This is a genomic window from Sulfuritalea hydrogenivorans sk43H (genome assembly GCF_000828635.1).
Classification (GTDB): domain Bacteria; phylum Pseudomonadota; class Gammaproteobacteria; order Burkholderiales; family Rhodocyclaceae; genus Sulfuritalea; species Sulfuritalea hydrogenivorans.
Genome location: NZ_AP012547.1, coordinates 971,717 through 985,632 on the forward strand (window position 1 = coordinate 971,717; position 13,916 = coordinate 985,632).

A 13,916-nucleotide genomic window follows, 5' to 3' on the forward strand; every position below is an offset into this window, starting at 1 on the left:
ATGCTGCCGATCTGGTTGGCATTACCAGTACGGCGATTGTTGGCCTGACAACGGATGCGATTGCGGCATTGAGCACTGCTCAAGTTGCGGCGATTGCGGCCACTTCGGTCGGGGCGATGACTTCCGATCAGATAGGTGCACTGTCCACCGCTCAGGTAGTCGGATTGACAGGCTCGCAGGTTGGAGCAATGACTGCCGCGCAGATGCCGGGCTTTTCGACCACGCAACTGGTTGCGATGCAGACGGCGGATGTCGCCTCGCTAAAGAGCAGTGCCATTGCTGCGCTCTCGACGGATCAGCTTGGCGCTCTTACCACGGGTCAGATTGCGGCCATTTCGGCGACTGCGGTAAAGGGGCTGACGACGGACCAGATGGGGGCGCTGTCGACGGACCAGATCAAGGCGCTGACGGCTACTCAGGCGGCTGCCTTGACTACTACCCAAATAGGCGGCTTGTCGACGACGCAGATCAGTGTATTTGAGACCGACGATTTCGCGGCTCTTTCTACTGCAGCTATCGGCGCATTGTCGACCGCCCAGCTTGCCGCATTGTCGACCGCACAAATCGCCGCGCTGACGCCGACCCAGGCTTCGGCATTGAGTTCGACTCAGATCGGCAAGTTGTCGACAACCCAGATTTCCAAGATGGAAGCTTCGGATATCGCCGGAGTAACCAGTACTGCGATCGCGGGTCTGACCACGGCCGACATAGCGGCGATGAGTACGAGTCAGGTAGCCGGAATATCGGCGGCGGCGGTCGCGGGTATGACAACCACCCAGGTTGGGGCGCTCTCAACGGATCAAATAAAGGGTCTGACAGCTTCGCAAGTAGCGGGCATGGGTACCACGCAGGTGTCCGGCCTATCTACTGCCCAGCTTGCGGCCATTGAAACCACGGATCTGAAATCCATGACCAGCACGGCGATCGCCGGCTTGTCGACGACCAATATTGCCGCGCTGTCGACGGCTCAGATGGCGTCGCTCTCGGTTTCCGCCATGGGAGGTCTGACCAGCGGCCAGGTCGCTACCCTATCGACCGATCAGATTCAGGCATTGAGTTCTACCCAGGTTGCCGGATTGAAGGCGTTACAGGCACCGGGTCTCACTACTGATCAATTGACCCAAATGCAGACGGCGGGGACCCTGTCCGCGCTAACCAGCACGGCCATATCGGGCTTCACCACCGACCAGATTCAAGCCTTGAGTACGGCCCAGCTGGCAGCACTATCAACCTCCGGCGTCAAGGGTTTGACGACTTCTCAGGTCGGCGTGCTGTCGACAGATCAGATTCAGGCTTTGACGACTGGACAGGCTGCCGCCTTGGGAACCGCCCAAGTTGTCGGTCTGACCACGACACAAGTCGCGGCGATCGAAACTGCGGACCTCGCTTCTCTGTCAGCGACGGCAGTTGGTGTCTTGACAAGCAATCAGATCGGGGCCCTGACGACCGACCAGATCAAGGCGCTGACGACAGCTCAGGCAGCAACGTTGGGGACCGCGCAAGCGGCGGGCTTGACCTCGACTCAGATCGGGAACATCGAGACGGTAGACTTGGCGGTATTGAAGACTACCGTGATCGCGTCTTTGACCGCGGGACAACTGGCTGGATTGACGACGAGCCAGATTGCGGCCTTGACTACTGCCCAGAAGGCAGTCTTGCCGGCTGCCGGCATGACGACGGATCAGATCGCTGCACTGACGACGACCGAGATTTCCAAGCTATCGACGGCAACGATTGCCGGTCTCACGACAGATCAGATACAGGCTTTGAATACCGATCAGATTGCAGCCCTGAGCACGACCGCGATTCAAACTTTGTCTTCCGGACAAATCGGAGGCATGACGACCACCCAAATTGCCGCTCTAACCACCGGCCAGGTTGGGGCCTTCGGCACCACACAAGCGGCCGGTCTGAGCACAACACAGATCCAGGCCATTGAAGTGGTTGACGCGGCCAAGCTTTCAACAAGTGTTATCGCAGGGTTGAATACTACGCAAGTCGGTGCGCTGACAAGTCCGCAAATCGCTGGATTGACAACCACACAGGCTGCGGCACTTGGCACGACCCAGATATCCGGAATGAGTACGGCGCAGGTCGCGGCTTTGGAAACCGTTGATTTCGCAGCACTCACGACCACGGCGTTGGCTTCACTTTCCACAGCTCAAATCGCGAATTTGGGCCCTGATCAATTTGCCGCACTGAGTTCGACGGCGATTGGCGCGCTGACTACCGGGCAGTTGGGAGCCATTACCAATGCGCAGTTCCAGGCGCTGAATACCACGCAGGTAGCGAGCATCAAATCCTCCCAGATTTCGGGGCTCACCACGAGCCAGATTTCGCAAATCGACACGACTGACCTTGCCGTGCTCAAGACCAATGTTCTTGCGGTACTGACGACGGCCCAGATGGCCGCGTTGACGGTGGATCAGGTCGCCGCGTTGAGTACCACGCAGCTAGGTGCCGTGACCTCAACGCAGCTGGGAGCGCTGGGCACGCCCCAGATACAGGGTCTTACCACCCTCCAGGCGTCGAAGCTGTCCGTGGCTCAGGCCGCGGGGCTTACGACGCAACAGGTTGCCGCGCTTGAAACCGCGGATCTTGTCAAGCTGACTCCCAGTGTGATTGCCGCTCTTACCACGACTCAGGTCGCGGCATTGACCGCGGATCAGGTCGCGGCATTGACGTCAACCCAGATGGCATCGATGACGGCGGCGCAGCTTGCTGTTCTCGGTGGTGGCAATGTCCAGTCCCTTACGACAGACCAGATACAGTCGCTGACATCAACTCAGCTTGCCGGGTTGACCACCGCTCAGATCGCCAGCATCGAGACGGCGGACTTGGTCAAGCTCTCCACCAGCGCACTGCCAGGGTTGACGACGACGCAAATGGCCGCACTGACCGGTGATCAGGTCGCTGCGCTGACGACGGCCCAGTTGTCGAAGTTGAGCTCAATGCAAATTGGCGGAATTGCGACGACCCCGATACAGTCATTGACTACTACCCAGGCCGCTGCCTTGACGGCAACACAAACGGCCGGTCTGACCACGGCGCAGATCGCCAATCTGGAGGTTGCCGATGCCGCAAGTCTGACCACGGCGGTGGTCGCAGCTTTGACGACAACCCAAGTTGGCGCCTTGACTGCGGATCAGGTGGCCGGCCTGAGCACCTCGCAAACCGCGGCGTTGAGTTCTACGCAGCTTGGCAAGCTTGGCACCGCCCAGATAGAAGCGCTTACAACGGCACAGGCAGCGGCGTTGACCGCTGCGCAGGCAGCTGGCCTCACTACAACACAGTTGGCCAAGCTTGAAACCGCGGATGTGGCACAGCTTTCCACCTCGGTAATCGCCGGATTGACCGCGGCGCAACTCGGCGCCATCGGAACGTCGCAGATTGAAGCACTGACTACGGTGCAGGCTGGGGTATTGACCTCGGCTCAGGTCGCGGGGCTCTCGTCATCGCAGATTGCTGCGATGCAGACGGCCGATCTGTCGAAGCTGTCGACAAGTGCGATTACAGGTTTGACCACGGCTGGAATGGCGGGCTTGACGGTCGATCAGGTGGCGTCACTGAGCACGGCGCAGATGTCCAAGCTCACATCGACGCAGCTTGGTGCGTTAGGCACGGCGCAAATCGAGGCGCTGACGACGGCACAGGCGGCGGTGTTGACCTCCGCGCAATTCGCTGGGCTGAGCACAGCACAGATTGCCAGGCTGGAAGCGGCGGATCAGGCGCAACTGTCGACAGCGGTAATCGCGGCGATGACGCCGGCGCAACTCGGTGCGCTCTCGGCTCAGCAAGTCGCTGATCTCACCACGACCCAGGCGGCCGCATTGACTGCAACGCAGGCAGCGAGTTTGACAACGACCCAGTTGGTCGCAATGGAGACGGCGGACCTCGCGCAATTGTCGACCAATGCCGTTGCCGCATTGACCACGGCGCAACTCGCGGCGCTGACAGGTGATCAGATCGCCGCGTTGAGCACTACCCAACTGGCCAAGGTCAGCTCGGCACAACTTGCGGCAATTGGTACCACGCCGATCCAGTCGCTGACGACAACCCAAGCGGCGGCACTGACCGCGACCCAGGCGGCTGGCCTGACTACTGCCCAGATCGCCAATCTGGAAGTTGCGGACGCAGCGAAGCTGACGACAGCGGTGATCGCCGGTTTAACCACGACCCAAGTCGGTGCTTTGACGGCAGACCAGGTGGCAGGGCTCAGTACTACGCAAATCGCGGCGCTGACCTCGACGCAGCTCGGCAAACTCGGCACGGCCCAGATTGAAGCGCTGACAACCGCGCAAGCAGGGGTTCTGACAGCGGCTCAGGCAGCCGGTTTGTCCACCGCGCAGATTTCGAAACTTGAAGCGGCCGACTTGGCTCAGCTTTCGACGGCCGTTATTGCCGGTCTGACGACGACGCAGATCGGCGGCTTGACCAATCAGCAAGTGGCAGACTTGACTACGACGCAAGCAGGAGCTCTGACAGCCGCTCAGGCCGGGGGGTTGTCTACGGCTCAGCTTGCCGCGATGGAAACGATAGACTTGGCCAAGCTGTCGACAGCAGCGATCACGGGGCTTACCACGACCCAAGTAGGCGCCCTGACGGCGGACCAGGTGGCGGCGCTGACTCCGACGCAACTGGCCGCGATGAGCGCCGCGCAACTGGGCAAGCTCGGCGCGACACCGCTTCAGTCGATGACCACGACGCAGGCTTCGACGTTGACGTCGACACAGCTTGCCGGACTGTCCACCACGCAGATTGCGGCGATGGAAACGGTCGATATCGCGGCGATCTCGACCAGCGCGATTGCGGGACTGACAGTGCCTCAGGTCGCGGCCATGACGGCGGATCAGATCGCGGCATTGAGCACCAGCCAGATTTCGAAGTTCAGCGCATCCCAGCTGGGTGCGATCGGAACCGCCCAGATCGAGGCGCTGACCACCGCGCAAGCCTCGGTGCTGACAGCGACCCAGGCAGCCGGCTTGACGACCGCACAGATCGCCAAGCTGGAAGCCGCAGATCTGGCAAACCTGTCCACTGCTGTTGTTGCCGGTCTGACTGCGACCCAGGTCGGCGCACTGACGAATCAGCAATTGGCTGATTTGACAACCACTCAGGCGCAGGTTCTTACCGCAACCCAAGTCGCCGGGTTGTCCACCGCCCAGCTTGTGGCAATGGAGACGGTCGATCTGGTCAAGCTGACGACCAGCGCGATACAGGGGCTGACCACAGCCCAGATGGCCGCGCTTACCGGTGACCAGATCGCGGCGTTGAGTACCACCCAGGTATCGAAAATAAGTGCCGCACAGATCGGCGCGGTCGGAACGACGGCACTCCAGTCGCTGACGACGGAACAGGCGGCCGTATTGACGGCGGCCCAGGCTGCGGGATTGACGACGGCCCAGATTGCCGGCATGGAAGCCCTCGACGTCGGCGCACTGACGACTGCGGTGATTGCCGGACTTACCGCGGCACAGGCGGGAGCTCTGACCGCGGATCAGGTAGCTGGATTGAGTACCACCCAGGTGTCAAAGCTGACATCGACTCATGTTGCCGCCATCGGGACGAGCCAGATACAGGCGCTGACCACCGACCAGGCAGCTGTACTGACCGCAGCGCAGGCAGCGGGGCTGACCACTGCGCAAATATCCAAGCTCGAATCGGCCGATCTGGCGAAACTGTCGACTGCGGTAATCGCGGGGCTGAGCACGACGCAGTTTGGCGCGCTGAGCAATCAGCAACTGGCGGATCTGACCACGACACAGGCGGCCGCGCTGACGGCAACACAGGTTGCCGGATTGTCAACGGCGCAGCTGGCGGCGATGGAAACGGTCGATCTCGCCAGCTTGTCCACCAATGCCATTCAGGGTCTGACCACGACGCAGATGGGGGCACTGACGGGCGATCAGGTGGCGGCGCTTACCACAACGCAATTGTCCAAGCTGAGTTCGGATCAGATCGGAGCCTTGGGCACCGGGCCACTTCAATCGCTGACGACCGCACAGGCGGGGGCGCTGACTGCCGCCCAGGCGGCGGGGTTGACGACTGCGCAAGTTGCCAACATGGAGGTTGCCGACGTTGCCAAACTGACCACGGCGGTGATTGCCGGTCTGACGACGGCTCAGGCGGGCGCCTTGACCGCGGATCAACTCGCCGGCTTGAGCACAACCCAGATATCCAAATTGAGTTCGTCGCAGCTTGGCGCGATCGGAACGGCCCAGATCCAATCCTTGACGACGGATCAGGCGGCGGTTCTTACGGCCGCCCAGGCGGCGGGACTGACGACGGCACAGATATCCAAGCTGGAATCCGCCGATCTTGCCAGCCTGACGACATCGGTGATTGCCGGACTGACGACGACTCAGACGGGCGCCTTGAGCAATCAGCAAATTGCCGATCTGACCACCACCCAAGCGGGAGCGTTGACCGCGACCCAGGCGGCAGGCTTGTCTACCACCCAGCTCGCCGCGATGGAAACCGTCGATCTGGCGAAACTGTCCACCAGTGCAATCCAGGGCTTGACCACGACTCAGATGGCGGCGCTGACAGGCGATCAGGTCGCCGCGCTGACCACAACACAACTGTCGAAGCTGAGCGCCGACCAGATCGGCAAGATCGGCACGGCGCAAATCGAATCCCTGACCACCGCGCAAGTCGCCGCTCTTTCCGCGACGCAGGCAGCCGGCTTGAGCGCGGCCCAGATTGCGAAGATGGAAACTGCTGATGCCGCGGCCCTGACAACGGCCGTGATCGCCGGTCTGACGACGACCCAGGTCGCCGCGCTGACCGCGGATCAGTTGGCCAACCTGACCACCGATCAGATATCAAAACTGAGCGCGACCCAGATCGGTGCGATCGGGACCACGCAGATTCAGTCACTGACCACTGACCAGGCAGCGGTGTTGACGGCTGCGCAGGCGGGTGGGTTGACCACCGCCCAGATCGCCAAGCTTGAAGCGGCGGATATGGCCAAGTTTTCGACATCGGTGATCGCCGGACTGACGGCTGGTCAACTCGCTGCGCTTACTACCCAGCAGGTTGCCGACTTGTCGACAACCCAGGCCGGGGCGCTGACCGCGACTCAGGTCGCGGGTTTGTCCACTGCCCAGGTGGCGGCAATGGAAACCGTCGACCTGGTCAAGCTGACAACCAGTGCGATCCAGAGCCTCACCACAACGCAAGCGGCGGCACTTACCGGCGACCAGGTCGCGGCATTGACCACAACCCAGTTGTCGAAGATGTCGGCTGACCAACTCGGCAGCATCGGCACGATCGCAATCCAGTCGCTGACGACGGATCAGGCCGCGGTGCTCAGTGCCGCCCAGGCCGCCGGCCTCACCACTGCACAGATTGCCAAGCTTGAAGCAGCGGATTTGGCGCAACTGTCGACCGCCGTAATTGCCGGACTGACGACCTCGCAATTGAGTGGCCTGACAGCGCAGCAGATCGCTGACCTGACCACCACCCAGGTAGCGGCGCTGTCCGCGGCTCAGGTTGCCGGTTTGTCGACTGCCCAGATTGCCGCCATCGAAACCGTCGATCTGGTGAAACTGACTACCAGCGCTATTCAAGGCTTGACAACGACGCAGGTCGGGGCGTTGACCGCGGACCAGATTGCGGCGCTGACAACGACCCAGTTGTCGAAGCTGAGTTCCGATCAGATTTCCAAAATCGGTACGTCGCAAATCGAGTCGCTGACAACCGTGCAGGCAGCGGCACTTACCGCGACACAGGCAGCGGGGCTGACAACCGCCCAGATCGCCAAGCTTGAAGCGGCGGATCTGGCGCAGCTGACGACGGCCGTGATTGCCGGATTGACGACAACACAGATCGAAGGCTTGACCACCCAGCAAGTGGCAGACCTGACCACCACGCAGGCAGCGGCCTTGACCTCGGTCCAGATCGCGAAGCTATCCGCACCGCAGCTTGCGGCGATGGAAGCTGCTGATTTGGGCAAATTATCGACAACGGCAATACAGGGTCTGACGACCACTCAAGCGGCGGCCTTGACTGCCGACCAGGTGGCGGGCCTGAGTACCGCGCAGTTGAAGGTATTGACTTCAACGCAGTTCAGCAAACTGGGCACCGCACAAATTGAAGCGCTGACGACGGCGCAGGCTGCGGCTTTGACTACGGAGCAGGCGGCCGGTCTCACGACCGCACAGATCCAGAAGCTGGAAGCCGCCGATCTGGACCAGCTGTCGACGGCTGTCATTGCCAGTCTGACTACAACCCAGTTGGGTGCCCTGACCACGCAGCAAGTCGCTGATTTGACGACAACGCAGGTAGCGGCGCTAACCACGGCCCAGCTTGCCGCTCTTTCGCCAACGCAGTTGGCGGCGATGGAGGTTGCGGACATTGCCAAGCTGTCGACGACGGCAATCCAGGGTCTCACGACGAGCCAGATCGCCGGACTCACTGCCGATCAGGTGGCTGGTCTCAGCACCTCGCAAATCGCCTCGATGTCATCGACCCAGATCGCCAACATCGGCACCGCGCAAATTGCGGCCCTGACGACGGCGCAGGCAGGCGCCTTGACCGCAGCGCAGGGCGCCGGGCTGACGACTGCCCAGCTATCCAAGATGGAAATCGAGGATCTGGCCAAGCTGTCGACCGCCGTCATTGCAAATCTGACAACAACCCAGGTCGGCGCACTGACGACACCTCAGATCGCTGAACTGACAACCACTCAGGCTGCGGCTCTTACAACCGCACAGGCAGCCGGTTTATCGACTGCCCAGATGGCGGCAATGGAAACCGTCGATCTGGCCAATCTGACTACCCGCGTGATTGCCGGACTGAGCACAACCCAGGTTGCCGCGCTCACGGGTGACCAGGTCGCTGCATTGAGCACGGCGCAGATCGCTAAGCTCGGTTCCGACCAGATCACTGCGATAACGACTTCGGCGATCCAGTCACTGACGACGGATCAGGCAGCAGTTCTGACAGCCGCTCAGGCGGCAGGGCTGAGTGCGGCGCAAGTGGCCAAGCTCGAAGTGGAGGATCTTGCCAAGCTTTCCACGGCAGTGATCGCCGGCCTGACCACGGCGCAGGTGGCCGGACTCACCAATGTTCAAGTGGGCGAGTTGACCACGACACAGGCGGCGGCGCTTACGTCCACCCAGGTCGCCAAGCTTTCCACGACTCAGCTTGCCGCCATGGAGACGGTCGACCTCGCGAAACTTTCGACCAGTGCGATCAGCGGCCTGACAACGACCCAGACAGGGATTCTGACGGGCGACCAGGTGGCGGCATTGACCACCGCGCAGCTTGCCAAATTGTCCTCGGATCAACTCAGCAAGATCACAACGACGGCGATCCAGTCGCTGACGACGGATCAGGCAACTGTCTTGACGGCCGCACAGGCGGCCGGGCTGACTGCCGGCCAGATTGCGAAGATGGAAGCAGATGACGTCGCCAAGCTATCGACCGCTGTGATCGCCGGGTTGACCACAACCCAGGCGGCGGCATTGACTGGCGATCAGATCGCTGCCTTGAGCACCGCACAGTTGTCGAAGATGACTTCCGACCAGATCGGGGCATTGGGTACGTCGGCAATCCAGGCGCTGACGACTGCGCAGGCATCGGTAATGACGGCTGCCCAGGCGGCGGGGCTCACCACCAGCCAGATATCGAAGCTGGAAGTGGAAGATCTCGCTACGCTATCAACCACCGTTATTGCGGGACTGTCGGCGGCGCAAGCGGGTGTCTTGACTAACTTGCAAATCGGCGAACTGACCACAACCCAGGCTGGCGCGCTGACAACAACGCAGGTTGGACAATTCACCACCGCCCAACTGGCGGCGATGGAGACGGTCGATTTCGTCAAGCTATCTACCAGCGTGATCGCAGGTCTGACCACAACCCAGGTGGCGGGTCTGACGGGCGATCAGGTGGCTGCGCTTACCGCAACTCAACTGGCGAAGCTGAGTTCCGATCAGATTGCCGCGATCGGCACGTCGCAGATACAGTCGCTGACCACGACTCAGGCTGCGGCGCTCACCGCTGCGCAGGCAGCGGGGTTGACCACGGCCCAGATTGCCAAGCTCGAAGCCGACGATCTGGCGAAGCTTTCGACTGCTGTCATTGCCAACCTTACGACCACGCAAGTCGGCGCACTCACCAATCTTCAGGTTGGTGAATTGACCACCACACAGGCGGCGGCGCTCACGTCGACGCAGGCCGGGAAATTGACGACAGCGCAACTGGCGGCGATGGAGACGGTCGATCTGGCGAAACTCTCGACCAGCGCGATTACCGGGCTGACCACGACGCAAATGGCGGCATTGTCCGGTGACCAGATTGCTGCCCTGACGACTGCCCAATTGGTGAAGATGTCGTCCGAGCAGATTGGCGCAATCGGGACCACGCAGATTCAATCCTTGACGACTGATCAGGCGGCGCTGCTTACCGCGGCACAGGCTGCCGGACTGACGACAGCTCAAGTGGCCAATCTGGAGGTTGCCGATTTCACGGTACTCGGTACGGCGGTGATCGCCGGCCTGACCACCACGCAGGTCGAGGCGCTCACGGCGGATCAGGTTGCCGGTTTGACTACAAGCCAGTTGCCGAAGATTACGTCGTCGCAGTTGGGCGCGCTTGGTACGTCGCAGATTCAGGCGCTGACTACCACTCAGGCACAATCACTGACGGCAGCCCAAGCTGCGGGCTTGACGACGGCTCAGGTCGCCAAGCTTGAAGTTGATGATTTGAAGAATTTGACGACCGCAGTAATTGCCAGCCTGACGACGACCCAGGTGGGCGCGCTGACCAACCTTCAGATCGGTGAGTTGACGACGACCCAGGCCGCCGCCCTGACGGCCACCCAGGTCGGGAAACTATCGACGGCCCAGCTCGCCGCGATGGAAACCGTAGATTTGGCAAAGCTCTCCACCAGCGCAATCCAGGGACTGACCACGACGCAGATGGCGGCGCTTGCCGGAGACCAAGTCGCGGCGCTGAGTACCGATCAAGTCGCGAAGCTGACCTCCGACCAGATCGCCGCAATTGGTACCACGCCGATCCAGTCACTGACCACGACGCAGGCGGCAGCGCTGACCGCCGCCCAGGCGGCCGGCCTGACGACCGCGCAGATATCCAAGCTCGAAACCGAGGATCTGGCCAAGTTGTCCACTGCCGTCATCGCCGGATTGACGACCACCCAGGTCGGTGCGCTGACCAACGCCCAGGTTGGCGAATTGACCACGACGCAGGCTGCGGCTCTGGTTGGTACGCAATTGGCCGCGCTCTCCACCAGTCAGTTGGTCAACGTGGAAACGCGCGATCTGGCGGCTATCAAGACCAGTGTCATCTCCAGTCTGACCACCGACCAGATGGCGGCCTTGACGGTCGATCAAGTGGCCGCGCTCACCACCGGCCAGTTGTATGTGCTCAATTCCGATCAGATCCAGGCAATGACCACCGCCCAGATCGAGGCGCTCACCACCACGCAAGCGGCGGCGCTGACCGCGACCCATGCGGCTGGGCTGACGGCGACCCAGATCGCCAAGGTCGAGACGGCAGACCTGGTGCAATTGAAGACCACGGTCATCCAGGCCTTGAATACCACGCAAGTGGCGGCCTTGACCACTGACCAGATTGCCAGCCTGACGACGGCACAGTTCGCCAAGCTGTCCGCCGAGCAGATCGCGGGCATGACGACGGCGCAAATCGCTGCGCTGACGACTGACCAGGTGCCGACCTTGACGGCGGCCCAGATGGCGAGCCTCACCACCACCCAGGTGTCCAAGATCGAGGTGGCCGACCTCGCTTTGTTGCAGACCAGCGTCATTCAGGGTCTGAGTACCGCCAACATCAGCAAGCTGACGACCGACCAGATTGTCGCCTTGAGTACGGCTCAGGCCGCCGTCCTGACTGGCGAGCAGGTGGCGGCGATGTCGGCAGCGCAACTGTCGAGCATGGAAACCCGGGATCTCGTGGCGCTGCGGACCAGCCAGATGTACGGTTTGAGCACGGACCAGGTGGCGGCGCTGACCACCAGCCAGGTGGCTGCACTGACTACGGGCCAGTTTGCCCAGCTGTCCGAAGCTCAGGTCGGAGCCTTCACCACCGCAGGGATTGCAGCGCTTACCACGTCGCAGGCGGCGACCTTGTCCGCTACCCAGGCGCTTGGTTTGACGACGACCCAAGTGTCAAAGATCGAGGTCACTGACCTGGCCAAGCTCAAGACCAGTGTTATTCAGGCGCTGTCGACAGCGCATGTTGCCGTGCTGACGACGGACCAGATTGCCGCGCTGACGACGGACCAGGTCGCGAAGCTGTCGGCGGAGCAAATCACCGGCATGACGACAGAGCAGATCGCCGCACTGACCACCGATCAGATTCCGACCCTGACCGCGTCGCAAATGGCCAACCTGACGACGACCCAGGTGTCCAAGATCGAAGTCGCGGACCTGGCCTTGTTGAAGACCTCGATCATCCAGGGCTTGAGCACCGCCCATATCGCGCAGCTGACCACCGACCAGATCCAGGCATTGAGTACCGCGCAGGCGGCCGCTCTCACGGCGGATCAGTTGGGGGCGATGTCCACGGCGCAGCTATCGAAGATGGAAGTCGCCGATTTCGCGGCCCTGCGGACCAGCCAGCTCTATGCGCTGACCACCGACCAGATCGCGACGCTGACCACCGACCAGATTGCCGGCATGACATCTACGCAGATTAGCAAGCTGAGCGCCGAGCAGGTGGCTGCACTGACCGCGACGCAACTGCCAAGTCTGACCACCGCACAGGCGGCGGCCCTGACGGCAATTCAGGTTGTGGCGATTACTACTGATGCTCTGGCTGTGATGGAGACTGCCGATCTGATGGCAATGACCACCAGTGCGATCAGGGCCTTGACCACCGACCAGATAACCGCCTTGACGACCACCCAGCTCAGTTCTTTGTCGACGGCTCAGGAGGCGGCGCTGACGGCAGCCCAGTTGACAGCCTTGGGGGCGGATATCTCGTACGTAACGCAGGTTACGTCGCCTTTGGTTCTTGACCTGAACGGCGATGGCGTACAAACCGTCGGTATGGCACAAGGAGTCCGGTTTGACCTCACGGCTACCGGCATTCAGCACGAAGTGGGCTGGGTCTCCTCGAGCGACGGCTTCCTGGTTCTGGATCGCAACGGCGATGGCCTGATCAACAGCGGCCGCGAACTGTTCGGACAGGCAACTCTGTTGCCCGACGGTACAACCGCCAAGGATGGTTACCAGGCGCTCGCAACGCTCGATGCCAACGGCGACGGCATTATCGACGTGAGCGATGCCGAGTTTGCGAGTTTGCAGGTTTGGCAGGATTTCAACCAGGACGGGGTCACGCAGTCCGGCGAACTGCACGATCTCAATTCCATGGGCATAGTCAGCCTCGATCTCCATGCTCATCAGACATCCGTGGTGCAGGAAGGCAACTGGATCGGACTTGATTCCAGCTTTACCACTGCCGATGGTTTGACTCACGCCATGGCCGACGTCTGGTTCGCGATCAACAAGGATATGAACCATACGGTCGATCTTTCGAAGCTTGATCCGACACTGTCGCAGGGCGTTCATCTGCCACTGGTCGATCTCTCGGGCAATGGCGGCAACGGCGATACGGTGCTGGTGAATGCCCAGGATGTTGCCAAGCTGGGGCAGATGGATCTGGTGGTGAATGAGCAGACCGGCAACGGCCATATCCAGATGATGATTCAGGGCGATGCCAACGACGTGGTCAAGATCACCGATCAGCCGGGTGTCTGGACGGACGCGGGAACCACCCAGATCGATGGGGAAACCTACCGCATCCTCAATGATGCCCAGCAGCACCAGCTGCTGGTCGGGGTGAAGATTCACGATCCGCTGGCTTGATCGTATCGCTGTCGTAGAATTGCAGGCCGCGTTGCCAGGTGCAGCGCGGCCTGTCTCTTTTGT

The 13,916-nt window shown here is 61.4% G+C and carries 1 protein-coding gene; it reads left to right on the plus strand.

Annotated features, from left to right (window positions below):
• Positions 1–35 precede the first annotated feature (35 nt).
• Entirely contained in the window at positions 36–13,853 is a 13,818-nt protein-coding gene (locus SUTH_RS04755) for a hypothetical protein (protein WP_408054967.1), read from the plus strand.
• The last annotated feature ends 63 nt before the right edge of the window (positions 13,854–13,916 follow it).